Consider the following 26270-nt stretch of genomic DNA (forward strand, 5'->3'; position numbering starts at 1 on the left):
CAGCAATGGATAAAAAGAAGTTTGAACAGGCAGCGGCGGCGGCAGGTATCGCCGCCCGTTATGTTAATGCAAAAGGCGAACAGGAAGAGATCTCCATGGATATCCGTCAGCGTCTGCTGGCGGCAATGTCCACAAAGCGCGATAAGCCAGGCCCGGTGCCGCCGTGCAAGGTCTTCCGGCGTAAACGCACCATGCAGCTGGAGGTAGGCGGTAAAGGCAGCTACCAGTGGCGGCTCATTACGGAAAAGGGACGTGAATACCAGGGCGAGGTGAGCGCTGGCGAATCGGTTACGCTGCCGTCTTCGCTGGCCTATGGCTATCATCAGCTGTCGTTGCGCCAGGCCAAAAAAGAGTGGCAGTGCCGGATTATCGTGGCGCCTAAACGCTGCTACGAGCCGGAACCGCTGCGTCAGGATAAAAAGCTCTGGGGAGCTTGCGTACAGCTTTACACGGTGCGTTCGGAACATAACTGGGGCATCGGCGATTTTAGTGATTTAAAACGTATGCTGGCGGAAGTGGCCGATCGCGGCGGCGCCTTTATCGGCCTTAATCCCATTCATTCGCTTTATCCGGCCAGTCCGACTAACGCCAGTCCTTACAGCCCCTCCTCGCGGCGCTGGCTCAACGTACTCTATATCGACGTTAATGCGGTGCCGGAGTTTCAGGAAAGCAAAGAAGGCCAGCGCTGGCTGCGCGGCCAGGCGATTCAACGTCGGCTAAAGCAGGCAAGGGAAGAGGAGTGGGTAGACTATGGCGTGGTCGGCGAGCTGAAGATATTTGCCCTACGCTACGCCTGGCAGCGCTTTAGCCAGCACCAGGAAGACCATCCCAGCCGCGCGCACTTTGCCGCATTTGTAGAGAAGGGCGGCGAGAGCCTTTACTGGCAGGCCGCTTTTGATGCGCTGCACGGTGCAATGCTGAAAGAGAATGAAGATTACTGGGGCTGGCCGGTGTGGCCGGAAAACCTGCGCGAAGCGCACGGCGAAGCGGTAAAACAGTTTTGCCAGCAAAATGAAGACGAAGTGCATTTCTGGCTGTGGATGCAGTGGCTGGCAAACCGGCAGTTTGACGAATGCTGGCAGGAAAGCCAGCAGCGCGGCATGCCGATAGGGCTGTATCGCGATCTGGCCGTTGGCGTAGCGGAAGGCGGCGCGGAAACCTGGAGTGACAGAGAGCTGTACTGTATGGATGTTTCGGTCGGCGCACCGCCGGACGTGCTGGGCCCGCTGGGACAAAACTGGGGCCTGCCGCCGATGGATCCGCATATCATGACGGCGCGAAGCTATCAGCCGTTTATCGATTTGCTGCGGGCCAATATGATGAGCTGCGGCGCGCTGCGTATCGATCACGTCATGTCGCTGCTGCGCCTGTGGTGGATCCCTTATGGTGAAACGGCCAACTTTGGCGCCTACGTTTACTACCCGGTTGACGATCTGATGGCGATTCTGGCGCTGGAAAGCCAGCGTAATCAGTGCATGGTGATCGGTGAAGACTTAGGGACGGTGCCGGCGGAAATTATTTCTAAACTTCGCGAGTGCGGCATCTATTCGTGGAAGGTGCTCTATTTTGAGCAGGAAAGCCACGACCGCTATCGTCCGCCAGCCAAATGGGTAAGGCAGTCGATGGCCAGCGCCACCACGCACGATCTGCCAACGCTGCGCGGTTTCTGGAACGCGGTCGACCTGGAGATGGGGGAAGTTTTAGGACTTTATCCGGACAAGGTTGTGCTGCACAGCCTGTATCAGGACAGGGCGCGGCAAAAGCAGGCGCTGCTGGAAGCGCTGCACCGTTACGGCTGCGTGCCGAAGAACAGCGGCAAAAAAGCCAGCCTGGTTAAAATGTCTCCGCAGCTTAATCGGGGCATGCACCGTTTTCTGGCCGACAGCAACAGCGCCCTGCTGGGACTGCAGCCGGAAGACTTACTGGATATGGACAGGCCGGTTAACGTGCCGGGCACAACGGATCAGTATCCCAACTGGCGACGCAAGCTAAGCAAAACGCTGGAGGAGATGTTTGCCGATACCCAGGTCAATCTGCTGTTAAAAGAGGTCAACCGTCGGCGTAAAACGGAGAAAAAAGCGTAGGCCGTCCTGGTGATACCAGCTTAAAAATAAAAAAAACCGGCCTGATAAGCCGGTTTTTTTATGTGAAAAAATACAAAAAACGGCACGCCTTATGGCTGAACCTTTAACGTCTTACCGTCTATAACATAATTTTTCTGGTTATTCGGGCCGATAAAATCGCTGGCCGGTTTAGCGACCACCAGCCTGTCAAAGGCGGCTGATTTTATGGGCACGTAATTTTCTGCGCTGTCAGGCGATCCTTTCCCGTTATATTTCGCAATATAAGGATAAGGGAATACGGGACGCGTAGCTTTCAACGTCGGCATTGCGACAGCGACCGGCGAGCTTACGCGCAGTACGCCGTGGAAATGGGCTTCCGCATCTTTTCCCACTTCTGACGTTTTACTCTGCGGCTTTGCGGGCATGCCTGCGGTCGGCTCAGCAACGGCTGATTTGCCCGCAATCAGTTTTTCAGGCGCATGATTTTGCTCGGTCCACGCCATCAGTGGTGAAAGCAGATTAACCTGATCTAATCCTTCCCCGCCGCCGCAGTGGCCTACGCCCGGCAGCAGGAACAGACGAAGAAATTGCTCTGTAGATTTCTCGCCAAGATAGGCCTGCACGCCACGATAGTAAGCGATGGAAAAGGCCGGACTGACGGAATCATCAGCAAGGCCGTGCCACATAATCAGTTTACCGCCTCGCTTCATAAAACCGCTGAGATTGGTATTGGCCGCGTTATACAGCGGAGCCAGCTGTGCAACCGCCGCAAAGTTTTGTCTGTTCAACGGGAAATCGTGCAGGGTAGTAATGTTTTGTTTCCCGCCCGGTAGCAATACCGATTGCAGCGCGGGCAATGCCATCGTTTCCGCCATAGAATGACCGTTAGCGGTAGCCGGAACCGGCCAGCGCAGCTCAGATCCGAGCGGTAGACCGGCGACAACAAACTGATTGCCTTCGCTGTCTGAGGCACCGCGATAGAGTTTTTCCACGACGCTGATTTCTTCTGCTGTCAGGCAGTTCGATTTATCCGTCTGATTTGCCGCGCAGGTGTTAACCCACTTTGGTGAGAAGGTGCAGGCATACGGATTGGCCAGTAATCCATCGTTGATGCCAGAAAGAGTCGGACAGTGCGCCAGTACCGCACGATGAAGAATGGGCAGGCGGTCCTGCAACAGAATCGCTGAGCCGTCCGCACGCTGATTAGCGACCACGTCCCAGCCGTGGAAAAATGAATTCTGGAACTGGAAAAAGGCGGCTGAAGCGCCTGCGGTAATACCATCAAAGTCGTCCGGGAAACGCTGCGCTTCCATTAGCGCTTCACGTCCGCCATCGGAACAACCCATAAAATAGGCATACTTCTGCGTCTGGCCGTAGTAAGTCTGGATCAGAGCTTTTGCCAGCAGGGCTGTGAGGTGATTGGCGCGATAAGCAAAATCGATGCGTTTTTGCGGATCTTCAGCCCAGCTGGCATCCATCATGCTGCCGCTGTGGCCCATGTCGGTTGCGGCAACCACGAACTCGCTCTGCATGGCTGGTGCGCAGCCGCTGGCGTTGGTCGGGCTAAGGTTGATTTCTCCACATAATCCGCCGCATCCCACCTGAAGAAAACGCTGCGTCCACTGCTGTTGTGGCAGCGCAACTTCGATACCAATCGAAGGCGCGATGGTCGCTTTTACCTGACAAAAGCTTCCCTCGGCAGTTTTCAGCGGGGCCGCAGAGTTAATAGTGACTTTCCCGCCAATTTTATTGCTCAGGTTGACGGAACTTAACTGGCTACAGTCCATAACCGGCTTCACGGTTGGTAAATTATCGGCAGCGGTAGCCTGGGCGGCAATTAGCATAATGCCCGTGGCTATTGCCCACTGAAAAACTCTGGTTAAAACCCTGTTCACCTTATCGATTCCTGTTTTTTAATCCGTTTAAATTAGTCAGGGCGAATTATAGTGAATCGCGAAAGTCTCCAGAGCGGCTTTTCACTATCTTAACGACAGGGTTGAAGCATTTGACCGGCATCGGGCGTTCGCCATCCTGCCTTTTTCTGTTTCAGGGCATTTATAGCCATAAAAAAGCCGGGCGGTTCACGGCCGCCCGGCTGTTGCTATTAACCGCTTAGTAGAACGAGTGCTCGCCGCGCTGGTGCTCGGTTAAATCGCGCACGCCTTTCAGCTCCGGGAAGGTCGCCAGCAGCTCTTTTTCGATGCCTTCTTTCAGCGTCACATCCACCATTGAACAGCCGTTACAGCCGCCGCCAAACTGCAGAATAGCGAAGCCGTCTTCGGTAATCTCCATCAGCGAAACTTTACCGCCGTGGCTGGCCAGCTGCGGGTTAATCGTGGCCTGTAGCTGATACTCTACGCGCTCAATCAGCGGCGCGTCGTCGCTCACCTTACGCATTTTGGCGTTAGGGGCTTTCAGCGTCAGCTGGGAACCCAGGTTGTCGGTAACAAAGTCGATTTCCGCCTCTTCAAGATAAGGCGCGCTCAGCGCGTCAACGTAAGCGGTAAGTTTTTCAAACTTCAGCTCGGTATCCGTGGCTTCTACCGCATCGGGTGGGCAGTAAGAAACGCCGCATTCCGCACCAGGCGTACCCGGATTGATAACGAATACGCGAATCTGGGTGCCTTCTTCCTGTTTGGACAGCAGTTTTGCAAAGTGCTCTTGCGCAGAATCAGTAATTCGGATCATGGCGATTGCTCAATAGTTGACTAAATTAGTGGGTTTATTTTACGCTCATCGCCGACGCTCTACAAGGTGCGGCAAAGGCACAGAACCTGCACGCTGGCGGCACCGGCGGCCAGCAGGATACGGCTAATCTCTTCCACGGTGCTGCCGGTGGTCACGACGTCGTCCAGTAAAGCGATATGCCGCCCTTTGACCTCGCTTTCAACCCTGAACGCGCCGCGCAGGTTGCGGCGCCTGGCTCGCGCAGTCAAAAAATGCTGCACGGCCGTCCGCTTTTTTCGGCATAGTCCTGCAGGGTGGTAAGGGCAAGCCAGCCAGCGCGCCAGATAACGAGCCAGCTCCTCCAGCTGATTATAACCGCGCCGCCAGGCACGGCTATGATGCAGCGGCACGCACAACAGCAGATCGGGCCGCACCAGCCGTCGTTCACGGTGCGCCGTTAACCAGGTTAGCAAAACTAGCCGCGCCAGCATCGCCGAATGTGCTGTCTTGTGAAAAAACTTCAGCTGGCGGATCTGATTTTGCAGCGGCGGCTGCCAGTCGGTGACAAATACCAGCTGCTGCCACGACGGCGGATGGCGCAGGCAGCGTCCGCATTCTGCCTCAGGATAAAGCGAAGGCATACCGCAGCGCGGACAGCAACGCGGGCGCGATAACGTGCGCAGACAATAGCTGCAGATACCGTGATGGGCAAGCGCCAGCGGCATCTGGCATAGCCAACAGGCGGCGGGCATTGATAGCATAGCGTCCTCCATGACCAAAACAGGATAATAAAAGATGGCGCAGCTTTACTGGCAGACAATCGGCACGGGAGATCGCGATCTTGTGATGCTGCACGGATGGGGTCTGAACGCGGGTGTATGGCAAAACGTCGTCGCGCGACTCAGCCCGCATTTTCGTCTGCACCTGGTGGACCTGCCGGGCTATGGCCGCAGCGAGGGTTTTCCGGCGATGAGCGTGGAAGAGATGGTCGCTAATCTGCTGCCGTTTGCGCCTGCACAAGCGGTCTGGCTCGGCTGGTCGCTGGGCGGCCTGGTTGCCAGCTCTCTTGCGCTACAGCATCCGCAGCGCGTTCGCGGCCTGATCACCGTCGCGTCTTCACCCTGCTTTACCGCGCAGGAAGAGTGGCCCGGCATCAAGCCCGAAACGTTAAGCAACTTCCAGCAGCAGCTGAGCGAAGATTTTCAGCGTACCGTCGAGCGTTTTCTGGCGCTGCAAACGCTGGGTACCACAACGGCAAGGCAGGATGCGCGCCAGCTGAAAAGCGTGGTGCTTTCTCTGCCTGCGCCGGAAGTGAGTGTTTTACAGGGTGGCTTGGAAATTTTACGCACGGTCGATCTGCGAGAAAAAATGCAGGGGCTGGCCGTCCCGCTGCTGCGGATATACGGCGCGCTGGATGGTCTGGTTCCGCGCAAAATAGCTTCGCTGCTGGATGAACAGTGGCCGCAAAGCAGCTCGGTCATTATTGAGAAAGCCGCGCACGCGCCTTTTATTTCGCATCCCGAAGACTTCTGCCAGCAACTGCTTGATTTTGACCTGGAATTGCCGCAGTAATTTTCCGCTGAAAACTGGCGAATTATTGGTTAGCGATAATAATTATCGGGGACGCTGACCTTGCTTACCTCTGAGTGGGACTGGCTTTACCACACCCTATAGTCGAAGGCAGCGGCGGATTAAAATAAAACTAACGCGGAGTGTCTCTGATGAAACTGAAAACTATGGCTGTTGCTGTGCTGGCAATGTCACTGCCTTTTGCTGCGCTGGCGGCAAAAGAAGTGACCAAAGAAGAAGTTAAAAACATGAAGCTGGAAAAAATTGGTACGGTGCACACCACGGCGGAAACGACCTCGCCAATGGACGCTAAACACGTACTGTCTAAGCTGGCGGATGAAAAGGGCGGTAAATATTATCTGATTATCGCCGGCCGCGAGCACGGCAAGTTCAGCGCGATTGCCGACGTTTATAAATAAGCTTTAGCCCGGCAGGCAGAGATTATTCTGCCTGCTGTTTCTCTCCGGCATTCTTCAGCCACAGATAGTGCCACGGCGGCAGCGTTAGTGGGTGATTGCTGTCGAAAATGCTGTTCCCGGCAATATCGCGATACAGCCGCTCGTCCGGCAGCCTGTAAGTCACCTCTTTGCCGCTCAGATTAAAGATGCACAGCACCTCTTCATGCGCCTTTGCGGATTTCCGGCGTAAAATAAACAGCGAGTTATCGCTTTCCAGCACTTCCACAGGATTATCGGGATGAAAAACGGGCTGGCGGGTTCTCAACTGTATAAGCTGGCTAAGGCCGTGATAAACCTTATGGCGTAAAGAACGCGTATCGCTAAGCGCCGCCTCAATCTCGCTGATGGCATATTTTTCGCGGTTAATGGCCCGGTTATGGCCGGCAACTTTGACGCCTTCCATATCGTTGCGCGATCCTAAAATGCTTTGAATATAGATGGCTGGCACGCCCGGAAAAGCCAGCAGGACCGCGTGCGCCAGCATAAAGCGCTGGAACCGCGTATCGTCACTGTCCTCTTTCTTATTTAACGCATCCATATAGGTCACGTTAATTTCGTAAGGGCTACTGGTGCCGTCGGGATTATTTTTATAGGAAATTAATGCCCCTTCCAGCGCCAGGTCCCTGACCAGCGAGACTATCTCCGTTTCCGGCAGGATGCCGCGCAGTGGATTCAGCCCAATGCCGTCGTGTGAAGCCAGGAAATTAAACCAGGTCGTTGCGCCGTTGCCGGCATCCAGCGAGGCGGCCCATTTTTTCAACGCGCGCGAAGAGCCGTAATGAATAGCGTGAAGCAGCAGCGGCGGCAGCGAGAACTGATAAACCATCTGCGCTTCATCGTGGCCGTTGCCAAAATAGCTGATGTTATCTTTATGCGGCACGTTGGTTTCAGTGATAATCACCGTGCCGGGTGCGACCTCGTCAGCAATAGCGCGAAACAGCTTAACCAGCTGGTGGGTTTTCTCCAGATGGATACACGAGGTGCCGGGCGTTTTCCACATATAGCCAACCGCATCCAGCCGGATGTAATCCGCGCCTTTCGTCAGATAATCCAGCAGGACCTTAACCATATTCAGCAGCACTTCCGCTCTGGCAAAGTTCAGATCGATTTGATCGGCGCTAAAAGTCGTCCAGATAAAGCGCGTTTCGCCGTTTGCCAGCGTAAAAGGCGTCAGCAGCGGAGAGGTTCTTGGCCGCGTTACCGCACTCAGATCCGTACCCGGCGGCATGCTGATAAAGAAATCGTCCCAGCCCGGATCCTGCGCCAGATAGTGTTTAAACCAGGCGCTATGGGCAGAGATATGGTTGCAGACAAAATCAAACATCAGCCGCGTATGCTGATGCAGCTCCGCCACGTCGGACCATTCGCCGCAGATAGCGTTAACGCGGTGGTAATCAATAACGGAAAAGCCGTCGTCGGAAGAGTAGGGGAAAAAGGGCAGTAGATGAACCAGGTTAAAACACTGTAGATGCTGTTGATAGAAGCGAGAAAAGGTTTGCAGCGTGGGCGCTTCGCTCTCGCGGAACTGATCGGCATAGGTAATCAGCACCACGTCTTTCTCATCCCAGTGCGCTTTACGCCGGTAGCTGAGCGCCTGCTGCGTTTCCCTGATAGCATCCGTCAGCCGCTTCAGGCAGTCGGCAGGAAAGGTTCCATAGATCTTATCGATTAAGTTATTGATAATTTCCATTTTTGTTCAGTGAGCCACCGCATTGGTTTACAGCCACGTTAGTTTTCACTGTAGACCTTTGAAGCAAAATCGCAACTTCATGCGGCGGCTCGCCGGTTAATGGCAGCGTCCCTTTTTACTGCAACCCGCGCAGCCATTAACGCGGAGGGTTTGTACCGCCAGCCTTTCCGGCGTCAACGTAATATTTTTCATTACTATCCACAACAGCAGATTGAACAGCGCGACCGCCAGCAGCGTAAACGCGCTTGACTGGGGATGGCTGCTGAAGGTAGCCAGCTGGTAAAACAGCGTGGCCAGCGAATAAGCCAGGTTTAGCCCCCAGAAATTAGAAAACAGCATCCAGCGAGTGCTGCTTTCCCGCGCGACCGCGCCCATCACCGAGACGCAAGGTACGTACAGCAGCACAAAAATCAGGTAGCTGTAAGCGGCGATATCGCTGGAAAATTTCGTGTGCATTACGCCCATTGCGCCGCTGGCCATATTGCCGTCGCCTTTACTGGCCTCCAGCGGATGCAGCAGGACGCTCAGCTGAAAGGCCTCTTTTACGCCTTGCCAGGTTTGTGTGACCGCGTCTTCCAGCTCGGCCAGCAGATTAAAATTCTCTGCGTCAAAGGCTTCTTCATGCAGCGCTTCGGCGGTGTAAAGCGTGTTCAGCGTGCCGATAACCACCTCTTTCGCCATCGCGCCGGTGACCAGGCCAACCGTCGCCTGCCAGTTATCGTTATCCACGCCAATCGGATTCAGCAGCGGCGTGAGCTGACGGCTGACGGTTGCCAGCGCCGAGTCGTTAATGCTGGAAACCGGCTGGCCGCTAAAGGAAAAGCTATTCAGGCCGCCAATAAGGATACTGACCACCACGATGACCTTACCCGCGCGCAGCACAAAGCTTTTCAGGCGTTGCCAGGTTTGCAGGCAAAGGCTTTTCAGGTGCGGCACGTGCCACGTCGGCATTTCCATCATAAAGGGCGCAGCCTCACCGCGCAGCAGCGTATGTTTTAACACCAGGCCAGTGACGATAGCCGCCACGATCCCCAGCAGATAAAGACTAAACACCACCAGCGCGCCGCCGTTGCCAAAGAAGGCCGCGGCGAACACGGCAAAAATAGCCAGGCGGGCACCGCACGACATAAAAGGTGCCATTAACAGCGTCATCAGGCGTTCGCGCGGTGCGTCGAGCGTTCGCGTTCCCATTACCGCCGGGACATTGCAGCCAAAGCCGACAATCAGCGGCACGAAGGACTTGCCGGGCAGGCCCAGTGCCTGCATCAGCCTGTCCACCACGAAAGCGGCGCGGGCCATATAGCCAGAATCTTCCATAAAGGCCAGAAACAGGTACATCAGGCCGATTTGCGGGATCAGCGGCATCACGGTGTTGATACCTCCGCCAATTCCCTGCGCCAGAAACAGCGTCAGGATGGACGGGAAATGCAGCGTTGCGCCCAGCCACTGCATGCCGTCAATAAAGAGCGCGGCAGAGCCTTGCTCAAACAGCGGCTGAAGCGCGCCGCCCAGATTGATGGCAAGAAAGAACATCAGGTAGACCACCATCAGGAAGATCGGTATACCCAGCCAGCGGTTCAGCACCAGCGCGTCCAGTCGGGCGGAAAGGCGGTGCGGCGTTGCATCACCCATTACCACCGCGTGCTGGCACAGCCGTGCAATAGCGGCGTAGCGCGCCTGAGTGATGTGCAACGGCGCGCTGGCCTGATCAATCAGGAGCGCCGCGGCATCGCCAGCCTGCGCACGGCACCAGATATCGCCTTCCAGCATCTGGATCGCCAGCCAGCGGCGCTGTGCAACGGGCAGCCGATCCGGCATGGCGGCCTGCAGCGTAGCGGCCTGGCTTTCAATTTCTTCAGGATAGGTTACCGGCAGCGGGCCCGACTGGCTGCTGTAGTCGTCGACGGCCGCTTTGAGCCGATCGATGCCTTTTCCGCGATTAGAAATCAGCGGGATCACCGGACAGCCAAGCCCGGCGGCCAGGCGATCCACATCTATTTGTTTATGCTGGCTTTCGGCAATATCCAGCATATTTAACGCGACGATGCAGGGCACGCCCAGCTCGCGCAGCTGTAGCGTCAGATAAAGGTTGCGGGCCAAATTGCTGGCGTCTACCACGTTTATCAGCAGGTCCGCTTCGCCGCTCAGAATATAACGACAGGCGATCTGCTCATCCAGCGAGGTTTGCTCAGAAACCGTGGTCAGCGAATAGGTGCCCGGTAAATCAACCAGCCGCACCTTGTGCTGCGCGGTAGAAAAAATCCCCTCTTTGCGCTCGACGGTAACGCCAGCCCAGTTGCCCACGTGCTGCCTGGCCCCGGTCAGCTGATTAAACAACGTGGTTTTACCCGCGTTAGGGTTGCCGATAAGGCCAATAGTTAAGGTTTTCATGGTTACGCTCGTTTCAGGTCAGGCAGTCAAGCTGGAAGAAGGAGAGATCTTTACGTCGCAGCGCCAGGCTGGCGTAACCGTTTTCTATTTTAACGGGGCCGCCAAACGGCGCGATAGCGGTGATGCGAAACTCGGCGCCTGGCCGTAGCCCCTGCAACAACAGTTTCTGCCGGAAAACCGGGCTGATGGCGGGAGAGAAATCGACAATTTTATAGCGTTTACTGGAAATGAGTTGCATATAACCACCCTGGCAGCATGCCGTGCCGTGATAATTGACCGGCGTGATTATAATGAGAATGCTTCTTACTAGTGTTGATGCAGAACAAGATTGCGTCAGGCGAGAGGAACAGGAAAGTAAGCGGAAAGTTCAGGAAGGTAACTGGAAGAATCTGGCAATAAAGGGAGAGGCGAGCGGAGGATCTTCCCCGCTCGCTGAGGGCTTATTTTTTACCGAAAGCGGCGGCCAGCGCATCGCCCATCGCGCTGTTGCCCGCAGGCTGGGCAGCAGGACGAGGGCGGGCCTTGTTCTGTGCCGGACGGTTATTGTCGCGGCCGGCACCGCGGCGAGCGTTGGTTTCACCCGGCTGTTCGTCAAGACGCATGGTCAGCGCGATACGCTTACGTTGCAGATCGACTTCCATCACCTTCACCTTAACGATATCGCCAGCCTTCACTACCTTGTGTGGATCGTCCACGAACTTGTCGGCCAGCGAAGAGATATGCACCAGGCCATCCTGATGCACGCCGATATCGACGAAAGCGCCAAAGTTGGTCACGTTGGTCACCGACCCTTCCAGCACCATACCCGGCAGCAGGTCGTTCATCGTCTCAACGCCTTCGGCAAACTGGGCGGTTTTAAACTCGGGACGCGGATCGCGACCCGGTTTTTCCAGCTCTTTAATGATATCGCTGACCGTCGGAACGCCGAACTTCTCGTCGGTAAAATCGACCGCACGCAGGTTGCGCAGCGTGGTTGAGTTGCCCATCAGATCGCTCAGCGCCTGCTCGGTGGCGGCAAGAATACGTTCTACCACCGGATAGGTCTCCGGGTGCACGGTAGAGGCATCCAGCGGGTTGTCGCCCTGGCTAATCCGCAGGAAGCCCGCGCACTGCTCAAAGGCTTTTGGCCCCAGGCGGCTGACTTTTAACAGCTGCTGACGATTCTGGAAGCGGCCATTTTCGTCGCGCCAGGCCACGATATTCTGCGCCATCATTTTGCTCAGGCCCGCCACGCGGGTCAGCAGCGGCACGGAAGCCGTATTCAAATCCACCCCCACGCCGTTTACGCAGTCTTCCACCACCGCATCCAGCTTTTTCGCCAGCTGGCTCTGGCTGACGTCGTGCTGATACTGGCCTACGCCGATGGATTTTGGATCGATCTTCACCAGTTCAGAAAGCGGGTCCTGTAAGCGACGGGCGATAGAAACCGCTCCGCGCAGCGAAACGTCCAGATCCGGGAACTCCAGCGCGGCCAGCTCGGAAGCGGAATAAACCGAAGCGCCCGCCTCGCTGACGATCACTTTCTGGCCTTTTACCTGCGGGAACTGTTTCTGTACGTCCAGATAGAAACGTTCGGTCTCGCGTGAGGCGGTACCGTTGCCGATGGCTACCAGCTCAACCTGGTGCTTTGTGCACAGCGCGGCAACAGCGGCGGCGGCTTTGGCAGCCTGTCCGGTGTGGGGATAGACGGTGTCGGTAGCCACCAGCTTGCCGGTTGCATCTACCACGGCCACCTTAACGCCGGTACGCAGGCCAGGATCGAGGCCCATCGTCGCGCGCATACCCGCAGGCGCAGCCATCAGCAAATCGTGCAGGTTACGGGCGAAAACATTAATGGCTTCATCTTCTGCGCGTTCGCGCACGGTGCCCATCAGCTCGGTCTCAAGGTGCAGCAGCACTTTGATGCGCCATGTCCAGCTCACTACCGCCTTGCGCCAGCCGTCAGCCGGAGCGTTGTTCAGGCGCAGGCCGAGATGGTCGGTAATAATCTGTTCGCCGTGGCTTTCGCGCGGCGGTTCGTCAAACTGCGGATCGGGGTTCAGCGCAAGCTGTAAAAAGCCTTCATTACGGCCGCGGAACATAGCCAGCGCGCGGTGTGAAGGGACGGTAGCCAGCGCTTCGTGATGATCGAAGTAGTCGCGGAATTTCGCGCCTTCTTCTTCTTTGCCAGCCACCACGCGCGAAGTCAGGTGCGCATTTTTCCACAGATAGTCGCGGACTTTTGCCAGCAGCGAGGCATCCTCGGCAAAACGCTCCATCAAAATATAGCGAGCGCCATCCAGCGCGGCTTTGCTGTCGGCTACGCCTTTCCCGGCGTCGATAAAGCCCGCGGCAAGCTGCTCCGGTTCGTGGGACGGATCCTGCCACAGCGTATCGGCCAGCGGCTGAAGACCCGCTTCGATAGCTATCTGACCGCGCGTGCGCCGTTTTTGCTTGTAAGGCAGATAGAGATCTTCAAGTTCGGTTTTGCTTAAGGTATTACCAATGGCGCTGGCCAGCTCGTCGGTCAGCTTGCCCTGGTCGCCAATCGATTTCAGAATCGCCTCGCGGCGATCGGCTAGCTCGCGGAGATAGCCCAGACGCGTCTCCAGCTGGCGCAGCTGGGTATCGTCCAGGCCGCCGGTCACTTCCTTGCGGTAGCGTGCGATAAACGGCACGGTGTTTCCTTCATCCAGCAGGCGAACAGCGGCATCAACCTGTTCTGCTCGCGCCTGCAGCTCACTTGCAATTATGCGGCTCAGCGAATCTTTCATAATGGGTTACTTTCTGGCTTAAACTGGCGGACAGTTATACGGATTGCAGCCGGGAAATGCCAGCTTGTGGCCTTCCGGGCTGCGCCGATTAGGATTCTTTAACGTAGTCGATGGTATTCACATACCAGCTCGCTTCGCCAACGGGCGTCTGGACAATCGCCAGATCGCCAGGCTCTTTTTTCAGCAGCGCGCGGGCCATCGGCGAGTCGATAGAGATATAGTCTTTACGACCAAAGATTTCATCGTAGCCAACGATGCGAAAGCGTTTGGTTTCGCCGTCGTCGTTTTCAATTTCTACCCAGGCACCGAAAAACACTTTGCCTTCCTGCTGCGGCGAATAGTCCACAATACGCAGCTGCTCAAGACACTTAGTGAGATAACGCACGCGGCGGTCAATTTCGCGCAGGCGTTTTTTGTTGTACTGATAGTCGGCGTTTTCGCTGCGGTCGCCGAGGCTGGCGGCCCAGGTCACTTTTTTCGTCACTTCCGGCCGATCGATTCGCCAGAGAAAGTCCAGTTCGGCCTTCAGCTTGTCGTAACCTTCGCGGGTGATCAGCTTGGTTTTCATCGTTATCTGTCTCTTGGATGGGAGTGCAGGCGCTATTTTGTTGCGGCCCGGCCAGCGATGCAAATACCTTGCTCTTTTTTCCGGACCTCCGTTACTGTTTGTTTGTCATCACTATTCGGCCAGCAAAGGCCACATTCGGCCACGTAGTTTCGCTGAGAAATTAAAGATAAGCTGCTGTTTAATATGCTTTGTAACAATTTGGGCTAGAATATAAACCATTATTGGCTGTTACATTCAGGCATCTTTTTTAAGAATAATGGCTCAGGCAATAGCGCCTTTGGGAGTATCGAAATGCAAGAAAACTACAAAATCCTGGTCGTGGATGACGATATGCGTTTACGCGCGCTGCTGGAGCGTTATCTGACCGAGCAGGGCTTCCAGGTTCGCAGCGTGGCGAACGCTGAACAAATGGATCGCCTGTTAACCCGCGAATCCTTTCATCTGATGGTGCTGGATCTGATGCTGCCGGGCGAAGACGGCCTTTCTATCTGTCGCCGTTTACGCAGCCAGAGTAACCCGATGCCGATCATTATGGTGACGGCGAAAGGGGAAGAAGTTGACCGTATCGTTGGCCTGGAAATTGGCGCGGATGACTATATTCCAAAACCGTTCAACCCGCGCGAACTGCTGGCCCGTATCCGTGCCGTGCTGCGTCGTCAGGCTAATGAACTGCCGGGCGCGCCTTCGCAGGAAGAAGCGGTTATCGCTTTTGGCAAATTTAAGCTGAACCTGGGCACGCGCGAAATGTTCCGCGAAGATGAGCCAATGCCGTTAACCAGCGGCGAATTTGCCGTCCTGAAAGCGCTGGTCAGCCATCCGCGCGAGCCGCTCTCCCGCGATAAGCTGATGAACCTGGCGCGTGGCCGCGAGTACAGCGCCATGGAACGCTCTATCGACGTGCAGATTTCTCGCCTGCGCCGCATGGTAGAAGAAGACCCGGCCCATCCACGCTATATCCAGACCGTGTGGGGCCTGGGCTACGTTTTCGTACCGGACGGCAGTAAAGCATGAGGCGAATCCGCTTCTCTCCACGCAGTTCCTTTGCCCGCACGCTGCTGCTGATTGTCACTCTGCTGTTTGTCAGCCTGGTGACAACCTATCTGGTGGTGCTGAATTTTGCCATTCTGCCCAGCCTGCAGCAGTTCAATAAGGTGCTGGCGTATGAGGTGCGGATGCTGATGACCGACAGGTTACAGCTGGAAGACGGCACGCAGCTTGAGGTGCCGCCGGCGTTTCGTCGCGAAATTTATCGCGAGCTGGGTATTTCACTGTATACCAACGCGGCGGCGGAAGAGAGCGGATTACGCTGGGCGCAACATTACGAATTCCTCAGCCAGCAGATGGCGCAGCAGCTCGGTGGCCCGACCGACGTGCGCGTCGAGGTGAACAAAAATTCGCCGGTGGTCTGGCTGAAAACCTGGCTGTCGCCGGATATCTGGGTGCGTGTACCCCTCACCGAAATTCACCAGGGCGACTTTTCGCCGCTGTTCCGCTACACGCTGGCGATTATGCTGTTAGCGATAGGCGGCGCGTGGCTGTTTATCCGCATTCAAAACCGGCCGCTGGTGGAGCTGGAGCATGCCGCGCTACAGGTGGGGAAAGGCATTATTCCGCCGCCGCTGCGTGAATATGGCGCTTCCGAAGTGCGTTCAGTGACCCGCGCCTTTAACCAGATGGCCGCAGGCGTGAAGCAGCTGGCCGATGACCGTACGCTACTGATGGCGGGCGTCAGCCACGATTTACGCACGCCGCTGACGCGTATCCGCCTGGCAACGGAGATGATGGCGCAGGAAGATGGCTATCTGGCGGAGTCGATCAATAAAGATATCGAAGAGTGCAACGCCATTATCGAACAGTTTATCGATTATCTGCGTACCGGCCAGGAGATGCAGACCGAGCGCGCAGACTTAAACGGCGTGCTGGGCGAGGTAGTGGCAGCGGAAAGCGGCTACGAGCGGGAAATCGAAAATGCCGTAATGCCGGCCGAACTGATGCTGGATATCAATCCGCTGTCGATTAAACGCGCGCTTGCCAATCTGGTGGTCAATGCGGCGCGCTATGGCAACGGCTGGATCAAGGTCAGCAGCGGTAGCGAACTGCAGCGCGCCTGGTTTCAGGTTGAAGATGACGGTCCTGGCATTCAACCCGAACAGCTTAAGCATCTGCTACAGCCTTTCGTGCGCGGTGACAGCGCGCGCAGCACCAGCGGCACCGGTCTTGGCCTGGCGATAGTGCAGCGTATTATCGATGCGCACCAGGGGTCGCTGGAAATCGGTGAAAGCGAGCGGGGCGGGCTGCGCATCCGTGCTTACCTCCCGTTGCCGGCTAATATGGCGCCGCCTACGATTACCGGCTGAATATTAAAAACTTTCCGGCTAAGGCTTTTATGCTTATGGCCGGAAGGTACTTTAGGTTTTACTTTAACGCCCATCTCTTACCCATCGCTTTTTTAATTTATTTAATAAACAAGCCTGCCGCCGCGATATTCGGGGTTTTGAAATTAAAATAACCGGTACTTTTCAGTAAACATTTCTGCGAGTTGATTGCGGAAAGTGAAAAACTTTCATGGTCAGGGCGTGTTTAAAAGTACAGAGAAAAAGAAAAGCCGCTTTAGCCGCAGGCACGAAAAATAAAAAACTTATTGTGCCAGCGATAACAAAGCTTAATAAGTTTTGGAAACATGAAGATCGGAATGCGTGAAGGATAAAATTATTGTAGAGCCGATAATAAAAAGCCGGTGGAGTCACCGGCTTTAGGCTGCTGACAAACTTATACGGTCCGTGCGTGCCGGCATTTTTTGCAGCCACACCGTAGCTTTCTGGCCTCTGCAGCTATTCACTGGCCTGAACGCCACCTGATGTTGTATAAGCTTGTGCAAAACCTCGCTTTGAACAGTTTTGCTGTTACAGCTGCGGCCCGGCCGGGACCAGGGCTGCGCCGGCTGGCGTATCGGTGTATTTATCAAAGTTAGTGATAAACAGCTTCGCCAGATCCTGCGCTTTCTCTTGCCACTGCGCAGCGTCTGCATAGGTGTTGCGCGGATCGAGGATCGCGCTGTCAACGCCCGGCAGGGCAAGCGGCATCGCCAGGTTAAAGATCGGTAGCGTTACCGTTTCCGCACTGGAAAGCTCGCCGTTCAGAATCGCATTGATAATCGCGCGCGTATCCTTCAGCGAAATACGTTTGCCGCTGCCGTTCCAGCCGGTATTGACCAGATACGCTTCCGCGCCCGCTGCGGCCATGCGTTTTACCAGTACTTCCGCATACTGCGTCGGGTGAAGCGTCAGGAACGCCGCGCCAAAGCAGGCAGAGAAAGTTGGCGTCGGCTCGGTTACGCCGCGCTCCGTCCCGGCCAGCTTGGCGGTAAAGCCCGACAGGAAGTGATACTGCGTCTGATCTGGCGTCAGGCGAGAAACGGGCGGCAGCACGCCAAACGCATCAGCGGTCAGGAAAATGACCTTACGTGCGTGGCCCGCTTTTGAAACCGGCTTAACGATGTTGTCGATATGGTAAATCGGGTAGGAGACGCGGGTATTCTCGGTCTTGCTGCCGTCATCATAATCGACCGAACCGTCAGCGCGAACCACCACGTTTTCCAGCAGCGCATCGCGACGGATAGCGTGATAGATCTCCGGCTCGGCCTGCTCGGACAACTTGATGGTTTTGGCATAGCAGCCGCCTTCAAAGTTAAACACGCCGTCGTCATCCCAGCCGTGCTCGTCATCGCCAATAAGCTGGCGATGAGGATCGGTGGAAAGCGTGGTTTTACCGGTGCCGGAAAGACCAAAGAAAACGGCGACGTCACCCTCTACGCCAACGTTTGCGGAGCAGTGCATAGAAGCGATGCCTTTCAGCGGCAGCAGGTAGTTCATGATGGCGAACAGACCTTTTTTCATCTCGCCGCCGTACCAGGTCCCGCCGATCAGCTGAATACGCTCGGTCAGGTTAAAGGCCACGAAGTTCTCAGAATGCAGGCCCTGCTGCTGCCAGTCCGGGTTAGTGCATTTCGCGCCGTTCATCACCACAAAGTCAGGCACAAAGCTGTCGAGATCGGCGTCTTCCGGACGGATAAACATGTTTTTAACAAAGTGTGCCTGCCAGGCGACTTCTGTAATAAAGCGCACGCTCAGTCGCGTGTCGGGGTTGGCTCCACACCAGGCGTCGACCACAAACAGACGCTTGCCGGAAAGCTGCGTCGTCACCAGCGATTTAAGCTGCTGCCAGACTTCAGGCGACAGCGGCTGGTTGTCGTTTTTGCCCTTACCCTGGTCGCTCCACCATAGCGTGTCGCGAGTCGTGTCATCACGAACGATATATTTATCTTTTGGCGAACGGCCGGTAAAAATGCCGGTATCGACGGCAATCGCGCCGGATTGCGTAAGGGTGCCGCGCTCAAAGCCGCTTAGCTCGGGACGTGTTTCTTCCTGATACAGCGTGTCGAAATCGGGGTTGTAAATAACTTCAACCGCGTCTGTAATGCCATATTCGACGAGATCCTGCGGGGTCAGGTCACGCATGTTACTGCTCCTTTGTCTTTTCGGTTTTGCTGCAGATGAACAGAGAATAACGTTTCATTAACCCTGATGGTTAGCAAATCCTTAATAAAGTGTAAATAACGATCGCGCGCAGTTTACACGCGTGAAACCTGAGGTGAAGGGGCAGGCAACAGAAATGAGAGGCAGCGCGTGAAACGATTAATAACGCCTCAGCGTATTCGTTCCCATACGGGTTTAAAAAGATAACTACGGAGAAAGGGCATATTAAAAAACAGGGGAAATACGCTGTCGGCATTTACGCCGACAGCCCATTTAAATTAATGCACGCGCTCGTCGCCAGCGGCAGAGTCGTTACGGATTGCGGCAATATCTACGGCATCGTAAATATAGTGGCTGCCGCAGTAGTCGCAGTGCATATCAATCTTACCGTCTTCGGCCAGGATCTCGTCCACTTCCGCTTCCGGCAGGCTGCGCAGCACTTCGCCGCAGCGTTCGTGAGAACAGGTGCAGCGGAAGATCACGTCCTGCGGATCGTAAAGCGTAACTTCTTCCTGATGGTAGAGACGCCATAGCACCTCGTTAGCCGGCAGGCCAAGCAGCTCTTCCGTTTTAATCGTTTCGGTCAGCGTGGCCAGATGGTTAAAGTCTTCCTGCTGGGCATCCTGAGCGGGCAGTACCTGTAACAGAATACCGCCAGCGCCCTGCTGTCCTTCTGCTTCGCCGGTGCGAATAAACAGGCGCGTCGGCAGCTGCTCAGAACGCATAAAGTAATCTTCCAGGCATTCGGCCAGCGTTTCACCTTCCAGACCGACCACGCCCTGATAGCGCTCGCCCTGTGCTGGCGTAATGGTGATCACCAGATAGCCGTTGCCGACCATCTCTTTCAGGCTGCTCTCCGGCGCGATTTCGCTGTTAACGCGCGCCACGCCGCGCATTTCCTGACGGTTGTTGCCGTTGATCACGGCCAGATTCAGCGGCCCGTCGCCCTGTAACTGAACGGTGATATCACCATCAAACTTCAGCGTGGCGGTTAACAGGCTGGTCGCAACCAGCAGCTCGCCCAGCACTTTCTGCACCGGCAGCGGATAGTCATGGCCGTTGATAATTTGCTGCCAGGTGTCGGATACCGTCACCAGTTCGCCACGCACGGCGTAGTTTTCGAACAGATAACGGTGCATTTGGTCTTGATGAGCCATAATTCTCTCTCGTTGTGGCGAGCTACTCGTCGCCAGAATTTTTAAATTTCATTAAGTCCCGGCGCTCCTTTTTGTCGGGACGACGGTCAGGATGCGGCATAGTCAGCGCGTTCATTTTTCGCGCCAGCGCTATCTTTTCCCGTTTTTCAATGCTTTCTGCCGTTTCGGCATACATCTGCTGAGCTTCACTTGCCGGACGGCGCTGGTCGCCCGTCGCCAGCACCGTGATCGTACGCTGATCGTTGCCCTGACGAAGCGTCAGTTCGGCGTTCACTTCGACAATCTTGCTCGGCTTACTGCGCTGGCCATTGTAGTGAACTTTACCGCCTTCAATCATCTCACGTGCGACCGCGCGGGTTTTATAGAAGCGAGCGGCCCACAGCCATTTATCGAGCCGAACCGCTTCTGCGGGTTTCTCTTTCATCGCTGCTCCTGTTTGGGAATATCCCTATGTATGGGTTGCCTGTCAGAAATCAAGGTGCTTCTCCGGCTCGGGCCGGAGAGAAGTCTATGGGATAGCGCAGAGGGGACGATAACCTTAAAAATAGCATAAAACCGCCCGGCTCAGAACAGCGGGCGGATGCTCTGGGGCGTGCTTAACGCAGGGTTAAAGCATTTGTCATAGTAGTCCTGAATCGCGGTGGTGCGTACGCGGTTAAGGTGGATACGCTTTAAGGCCAGCAGAGAGTTGATGACAAAACTCAGGGCGACCAACAGCAGCAGCAGGCTGGTGCCAAGATAGCGGCCCAGCTTCACGGCATCCGGCTCGCTGTGCAGCGCAATATGGCGCGTGCCGTTGGCGTCGGTGGTAATACTGGTGACGATACCCGTGGCGGAGAATGGCGTATGCAGCAGCATGCCTGCCAGCCGCTGTAGCTCTGGCCACTGGTCGGGCGCGTTGAAGTCAAACAGGGAAACGCTCGGTGCCTGCTGGCTGACCAGCTGGCGGCCTTCATCGCTGATAATCAAAAAGCCGCCGGGCGGAGGACTGTTAAGCGCTTCCGCCGCGCGTCGCGTTTCCCGATAGAAAAAAGACGAGGTGGCGGTGTTGACCAGATTTTCCAGCGCCTCTGCGCTCACCGGACGCAGCAGGACGTTGGTATCGGTCAGCGCACCGGAATCGGCACGGCGTACCAGCGTTTCCCAGTCTTTCGCGTTGCCCAGATTAACCAGCGCGTTCTTTAGCCGCACGCAATCCTGCTCCTGGCTACACAAATCCTGCGTTTTCAATACGATATCGGCAAAGTCATCCAGCAGGATCATGCCCGATTTTTGAATAGCGGTGGCAAGCTGCGGATTAAGTTTTGGATCGCTGTTGTTCTGCGGATGCAGCTGCAAACTGGTGGTGCTGAGCAGCGCCGTGGCCTTATCAATAATGTCCGACTGCGGCTGGGGCAGGGGAGCGGCGTTATTCCAGTAAACCGCCGAACAGTCAAAAGGCATAAACGCGTAGGTGCGGTTACCCTGATAGGTTGCCGGCACGGAACACATGCCATAGCCGTTGACTTTCAGGCTGTCGCCCACGCGCAGAGCGACTTTTTCCAGATCCTGCACGTCGTGCACCTGCACGCTTTCCGTGCCTTTCAGCCAGGCCATGCTCAGCTTTAGCGGCATGCTTAAAGGCACCAGCGTGACCAGCAGCATCAGCACCAGCAGTGACCCCGCCGCCAGCACCAGGTTTTTACGCCAGCGTTGGATAGGAAAGTTACGCACTTCATCCTGTAACGACAGAAAACGGCCCTGACGCACAACCTGACGGTTCAGATAGATATCCACTTCCGTCGGCTGGCCCAGGTCGTGAGCGACATAAGGCTGCCAGTGCGGAGGATAAACCAGGTCGATAATACCCAGTGAAATATTGCTGGCCTGACCCTGGTTAGATTCGCCAAACAGCCCCCAGCGCTTGGGCGCGCCGCGCAGGCAGTGAATCTCACGCAAATCTTTTTCGCCCGGACGACGCCAGAGCGACCAGCAGCTCACCACGATAGTGACCAGCGCGGTCAGCACCAGCCACGGCATAATCACCACCGGCCCGATAAGGCTGATAAACAGCAGCAGCAAGGCTAAGCAGATGGCCGTCGCTTCCCTTGTGCCGTCGGGACGGCTGAGCGCATACTCCTCGGGCGTCTCTTTACGCACGCTGAGCAGGTCAATGTTTTCGCTTTCTTCTTTTCTGATGGAGGCATTTTGGCCGGCCGGACGCGTAACCGGGCCGAGCGCGGGTGGCTCGTAAACGTAGTTCGCCAGCGAATAACCGTTTAGGGAGATCACCAGCGGAATGGTTTGCGTCTTGATCAGCTCGACGTAGTTTTCTTCGGCGATATGCTGTTCCCACAGCGGCGGCAGATGGACTTCGACCGCATCCAGGTAATAGCGCCATTTATGGGGTTCGTCGGTAGAGAGGCCGTAGCGCGTGATAGAACGCGTGACCGGATAGACGTTACTGCTTTGCGAAGTTAACACCAGATGGTCAGCTTTGCTGCTGGTGCCGCCGGGAAGCGTGGCGCTGCGGCTTTTTTCGAGTGAGCCGATATAGCGCTCAACGGCTTTACGCTCTTCGTCGCTCAGTTTACGAAAGGGAGGATTAATGAATGGCAGTGGTTTCGCCAACGGCGGACGATGCCGCATAGCGTACCAAAAAAAACAACCCGCCCCCACTGAACAGGTCAGCATTACAGCCAATATAATGACTATTGTGCTCATGCTTTCCTCTCCGCCATCCTGCTTCCACCATTACGCTGGCAATTACCGTCCTGAGTCATAGTTATATCGATATTGTGACGGCTTCAGGCAGCGCTGGCAATCTGCGATGTTTATTAAAATAGCGCGCAAAATCATAAAATTAGAATAATTGTAGATAAGTCCCGGCCGTGATGGTAGCAAGCCGCCCGTACGAGAAGTATCGGTATATTCCTATTTTGTAAATCACGCATTGACTTTTTTAAAACAATTTAATTACTTATCGGTCGATTTGTTATAACGGTGTAAAATGATGTATGCGATGATTGGCATCCCCCGTTTACTCACGCACAATGGGGAAACTATCGGTTAATTTACCGTGACTGGCGAGCTATTACGCTCATTTTTTTGGCTTTTCCTGGGGCCACTATGACCGGACAACTGCAAAAACCCAAAATTCTGAATGTCGAAACCGTTGCGCGCTCGCGCCTGTTCACCGTACAGGCTGTCGATCTGCTGTTCAGCAACGGCGCTCAGCGCGTCTATGAGCGCATGAAGCCGACCGAGCATGAAGCGGTCATGATTGTGCCGATTATTGATAATCACCTTATTCTTATCCGGGAATATGCGGTAGGACTGGAAAGTTATGAGCTGGGTTTTCCTAAAGGCCTGATCGATCCTGGCGAAACTCCGTTCGAAGCGGCAAACCGCGAGCTGAAGGAAGAGGCCGGTTTTGGCGCTCGCCAGTTAGAACAGCTGGGCAAGCTGACGCTGGCACCGTCCTATTTTTCCAGCAAAATGAATATCGTCGTCGCGGAGGATCTTTATGAAGAGAGTCTGGAAGGCGATGAACCGGAGCCGCTGCCGCAAATCCGCTGGCCGCTGGATAATCTGATGGCGCTGCTGCAGGAGCCAGACTTCCGTGAAGCGCGTAACGTCAGCGCGCTGTTTCTGGTGCGGGAATGGCTGGTTAAACAAGGCCGGCTGAGCTATCAGGCTTCTGCCGTAGAGTGATATGACGCGTGTCCGCAGAACTTTCCTGTGGGGCCGCACGTTTAATATGAAAAAGCCCGGTAAAAACCGGGCTTTAATATAGCTACTGAGTGAAATGAAAGCGCCTCTGGCGCCGATCAGAACAGCTCGTGGCTCTCGCCGTTATCCATCAGCGTAGTGCCGACGTCATGAACGGAATACTCCGTTGGCTGGGTGCCGTTGATAAAGTACTCCTGACGCGTATTGCCGCCGCCGTTGGCCAGCTTGCCGGTGCGGCGGTCAATGGTGACGGTCACCACGCCATCAGGCGGCGTCAGCGGCTGTACCGGTACGCCGTCCAGCGCCACCTTCATGTAGGCATCCCAGGCTGGCTGCGCGCTCTTCGCACCGCCCTCATAGCCGGAGATCTGATCTTTGATCGCACCGGAAGCGGTGGTGCGGCCCAGATCGCGGCGATGGTCGTCAAAGCCAATCCAGACAGAGGTCACTACGCCAGGCCCATAGCCGGAGAACCAGGCGTCTTTTGAACTGTTGGTTGTCCCCGTTTTACCACCAATATCGTTACGCTTCAGATCGCGACCCGCACGCCAGCCGGTTCCCATCCAGCCTGGCTCGCCAAAGATATTGGAGTTCAGCGCGCTTTTAATCAGGAACGACAGCGGTGTGTTAATCACGTGCGGCGCATACTGCTGTTCGCCAGTTTGCGGCTGTGGCGGCACCTGTTCCAGCTGCGGCTGCGGCACGGCTACATTCGAACCCTGTTGTGAAATGGTCGGGTTTTCAATGCTGTCTTCACTCAGCGCCACGGCCTTCTGCGTGTTGCCGTAAATCACCGGCAAATTACACTCCGGACAGGCTACCTTCGGCTTCTCTTCAAACAGCGTATGGCCCTGTTCATCCTCTATTTTGCTGATAAAGAAAGGATCGACCAGGAAGCCGCCGTTCGCCATCACCGAGTAGCCACGCACCATTTGCAGCGGCGTGAAGGAAGCGGAACCGAGCGCCAGTGATTCGGTATGCACGATATTGTGCGCCGGGAAGCCAAAGCGCTGCAGATACTCTGCGGCGTAGTCGACGCCCATCGCACGCATCGCGCGCACCATTACCACGTTTTTCGACTGCCCAAGCCCCTGACGTAAACGAATCGGGCCGTCATAGGTTGGCGGTGAGTTTTTTGGCCGCCAGTCGGCACCGGCACCGGCATCCCAACGAGAGATGGGTACGTCGTTCAGAATCGAAGCCAGCGTCAGCCCACGATCCATTGCAGCGGTATAGAGGAACGGTTTGATATTCGAACCGACCTGGCGCAGCGCCTGGGTTGCACGGTTAAATTTGCTCAGGTTAAAGTCGAAACCGCCGACCAAGGCGCGAACGGCACCGTTGTGCGGATCCAGGGAAACCAGCGAGGAGTTTACGTCCGGCACCTGGGCCAGCCACCATGCGCGCTCTACCTGACGCACCCAAATCTGCTGGCCCGGCTGCACCACGTCGGTGACGCTGCCAGGCGTGCGGCCCTGTGTCGTATCCGATTTATAAGGACGCGCCCAGCGCATACCGGCCAGATTCAGCGTAGCGCTGGTGCCGTCGCGCATCATTACCTCTGCTTCCTCGCGGTTTGCTTCGGTAACCACCGCCGGATACAGCGGACCGTAAACCGGCAACGCCTTCAGCGTCTTCAGGATTTCCGTACGTCCCCACGGTGCCTGGCCTACCTTCCACAGCACGTTAGCCGGGCCGCGATAGCCGTGACGCATATCGTAGTCCAGCACATTGTCCTGTAGCGCTTTCTGTGCGCCCAGCTGCAGTTTACGCGTGATGGTGGTGGTGACCTTAAAGCCGTCGTTATAGGCGTTATCGCCATAGCGTTTCACCATCTCCTGGCGCACCATCTCGGTCAGATAAGGTGCGGAGAAAGCGATTTCCGGTGCGTGATAGTGCGCTTCCAGCGGCGAGTTACGCGCTTCGTCATACTGCGACTGCGTGATGTAGTTCTGATCCAGCATGCGGCTAAGCACGACGTTACGACGCGCCAGCGCACGAGTATGAGAATAGAGCGGGTTAAAGGTTGACGGTGCCTTCGGCAGACCGGCAATCATTGCCATTTCCCCTAACGACAGCTGGTCGACATTTTTACCAAAATAGACCTGTGCAGCGGCACCCACGCCATAAGCGCGATAACCCAGATAGATTTTGTTCAGGTAGAGTTCAAGGATCTCGTCTTTGCTCATCATCTGTTCGATGCGGATGGCAAGAAACGCTTCCTTGATTTTACGCATCAGCGTGCGTTCAGGGCTGAGGAAGAAGTTACGCGCCAGCTGCTGGGTAATGGTGCTGGCACCTTGTGAAGCGTGGCCGGATACCAGCGCGACGCTCGCCGCACGGAAAATACCGATAGGGTCGATACCGTGATGCTCGTAGAAGCGGCTGTCTTCGGTAGCGATAAAGGCCTTCACCATTTCGGGCGGGATCTGGTCAAGCTTTAGCGGGATACGACGCTTTTCGCCATATTGTGCAATCAGCTCGCCATCGGCGCTGTAAACCTGCATCGGCGTTTGCAGCCGGACATCTTTCAGCGTGGCAACGTCGGGCAGCTGTGGCTGTATGTACTGGTACAGACCATAAATCGAGCCAGCTCCCAACAAAATGCAACACACTGCAAGGATCAAAAAATACTTTACGAACTTCACCTGATATCTTCCATCTTAAGTCGCCTGGACAGTTTATAAACAATCGCGCGGTAGTATAAA

At 55.7% G+C, this 26270-nt stretch carries 19 protein-coding genes; 6 read left to right on the plus strand and 13 right to left on the minus strand.

Going from position 1 to position 26270, the window contains the following annotated elements; genetic code table 11:
• Positions 1-5: 5 nt before the first annotated feature.
• Positions 6-2084, plus strand: a complete 2079-nt coding sequence (gene malQ, locus ACMGGR_RS00980) for a 4-alpha-glucanotransferase (protein ID WP_414147967.1) — start codon at positions 6-8, stop codon at positions 2082-2084.
• A gap of 89 nt (positions 2085-2173) precedes the next feature.
• Here the strand turns inward: malQ and ACMGGR_RS00985 are convergent, their stop codons facing one another.
• The 3 genes from ACMGGR_RS00985 to gntX all read right to left on the minus strand — a co-directional run bounded on the left by ACMGGR_RS00985 (position 2174) and on the right by gntX (position 5491).
• Entirely contained in the window at positions 2174-3958 is a 1785-nt protein-coding gene (locus ACMGGR_RS00985) for a tannase/feruloyl esterase family alpha/beta hydrolase (RefSeq protein ID WP_414147968.1), read from the minus strand.
• Between the two features lie 217 nt (positions 3959-4175).
• Entirely contained in the window at positions 4176-4751 is a 576-nt protein-coding gene (gene nfuA, locus ACMGGR_RS00990; protein ID WP_246761182.1) for a Fe-S biogenesis protein NfuA, read from the minus strand.
• Between the two features lie 59 nt (positions 4752-4810).
• Positions 4811-5491: a DNA utilization protein GntX gene (gene gntX, locus ACMGGR_RS00995; protein WP_414147969.1), complete on the minus strand. Its 681-nt coding sequence runs from the start codon at positions 5489-5491 to the stop codon at positions 4811-4813.
• 34 nt (positions 5492-5525) lie between these two features.
• Here gntX and bioH point away from each other — a divergent pair, with 34 nt between their 5' ends.
• Together bioH and ACMGGR_RS01005 are read left to right on the plus strand one after the other, a co-directional pair.
• Entirely contained in the window at positions 5526-6302 is a 777-nt protein-coding gene (gene bioH / locus ACMGGR_RS01000; RefSeq protein WP_414147970.1) for a pimeloyl-ACP methyl ester esterase BioH, read from the plus strand.
• 149 nt (positions 6303-6451) lie between these two features.
• Positions 6452-6718: a DUF1471 domain-containing protein gene (locus ACMGGR_RS01005; RefSeq protein WP_246761175.1), complete on the plus strand. Its 267-nt coding sequence runs from the start codon at positions 6452-6454 to the stop codon at positions 6716-6718.
• 22 nt (positions 6719-6740) lie between these two features.
• Here ACMGGR_RS01005 and ACMGGR_RS01010 read toward each other — a convergent pair whose 3' ends face one another.
• From ACMGGR_RS01010 to greB, 5 genes are all read right to left on the minus strand, one after another.
• Positions 6741-8447, minus strand: coding sequence for an alpha-amylase family glycosyl hydrolase (locus ACMGGR_RS01010; protein WP_414147971.1), 1707 nt, complete (start codon positions 8445-8447; stop codon positions 6741-6743).
• 96 nt (positions 8448-8543) lie between these two features.
• Entirely contained in the window at positions 8544-10838 is a 2295-nt protein-coding gene (gene feoB, locus ACMGGR_RS01015; protein ID WP_414147972.1) for a Fe(2+) transporter permease subunit FeoB, read from the minus strand.
• A 13-nt stretch (positions 10839-10851) separates the two neighbouring features.
• Positions 10852-11076: a FeoA domain-containing protein gene (locus ACMGGR_RS01020; protein ID WP_246761170.1), complete on the minus strand. Its 225-nt coding sequence runs from the start codon at positions 11074-11076 to the stop codon at positions 10852-10854.
• A 202-nt stretch (positions 11077-11278) separates the two neighbouring features.
• Positions 11279-13594: a Tex family protein gene (locus ACMGGR_RS01025; protein WP_343215892.1), complete on the minus strand. Its 2316-nt coding sequence runs from the start codon at positions 13592-13594 to the stop codon at positions 11279-11281.
• 85 nt (positions 13595-13679) lie between these two features.
• Positions 13680-14159 carry a transcription elongation factor GreB gene (greB, locus tag ACMGGR_RS01030; protein WP_414147973.1) on the minus strand — a complete coding sequence of 160 codons (480 nt, stop codon included), beginning with the start codon at positions 14157-14159 and terminating at the stop codon, positions 13680-13682.
• Between the two features lie 291 nt (positions 14160-14450).
• On the opposite strand from greB, the gene ompR reads away from it, so the two are divergent.
• Positions 14451-15170, plus strand: a complete 720-nt coding sequence (gene ompR, locus ACMGGR_RS01035; RefSeq protein ID WP_001157751.1) for a two-component system response regulator OmpR — start codon at positions 14451-14453, stop codon at positions 15168-15170.
• Complete coding sequence (gene envZ, locus ACMGGR_RS01040) at positions 15167-16516, plus strand: two-component system sensor histidine kinase EnvZ (RefSeq protein ID WP_414147974.1); 1350 nt, start codon at positions 15167-15169, stop codon at positions 16514-16516. Before ompR ends, envZ begins: the two co-directional genes overlap by 4 nt.
• 546 nt (positions 16517-17062) lie before the next feature.
• Here the strand turns inward: envZ and pckA are convergent.
• From pckA to ACMGGR_RS01060, 4 genes are all read right to left on the minus strand, one after another.
• Complete coding sequence (pckA, locus tag ACMGGR_RS01045) at positions 17063-18676, minus strand: phosphoenolpyruvate carboxykinase (ATP) (RefSeq protein WP_246761162.1); 1614 nt, start codon at positions 18674-18676, stop codon at positions 17063-17065.
• A 296-nt stretch (positions 18677-18972) separates the two neighbouring features.
• Complete coding sequence (gene hslO / locus ACMGGR_RS01050; RefSeq protein ID WP_246761161.1) at positions 18973-19851, minus strand: Hsp33 family molecular chaperone HslO; 879 nt, start codon at positions 19849-19851, stop codon at positions 18973-18975.
• A gap of 22 nt (positions 19852-19873) precedes the next feature.
• Positions 19874-20275, minus strand: a complete 402-nt coding sequence (gene hslR / locus ACMGGR_RS01055) for a ribosome-associated heat shock protein Hsp15 (protein ID WP_246761159.1) — start codon at positions 20273-20275, stop codon at positions 19874-19876.
• A gap of 140 nt (positions 20276-20415) precedes the next feature.
• Positions 20416-22554 carry an intracellular growth attenuator family protein gene (locus tag ACMGGR_RS01060; protein ID WP_246761157.1) on the minus strand — a complete coding sequence of 713 codons (2139 nt, stop codon included), beginning with the start codon at positions 22552-22554 and terminating at the stop codon, positions 20416-20418.
• A gap of 405 nt (positions 22555-22959) precedes the next feature.
• On the opposite strand from ACMGGR_RS01060, the gene nudE reads away from it, so the two are divergent.
• A complete protein-coding gene (gene nudE / locus ACMGGR_RS01065; RefSeq protein WP_414147975.1) occupies positions 22960-23544 on the plus strand; it encodes an ADP compounds hydrolase NudE in 585 nt (194 codons plus the stop codon).
• Positions 23545-23660: 116 nt separating this feature from the next.
• On the opposite strand, the gene mrcA is transcribed toward nudE, so the two are convergent.
• Positions 23661-26210: a peptidoglycan glycosyltransferase/peptidoglycan DD-transpeptidase MrcA gene (gene mrcA / locus ACMGGR_RS01070; RefSeq protein WP_414147976.1), complete on the minus strand. Its 2550-nt coding sequence runs from the start codon at positions 26208-26210 to the stop codon at positions 23661-23663.
• Between the last annotated feature and the right edge of the window lie 60 nt (positions 26211-26270).

Origin of the sequence: Erwinia sp. BNK-24-b (assembly GCF_047456155.1) — a bacterium.
Classification (GTDB): domain Bacteria; phylum Pseudomonadota; class Gammaproteobacteria; order Enterobacterales; family Enterobacteriaceae; genus Erwinia; species Erwinia phyllosphaerae.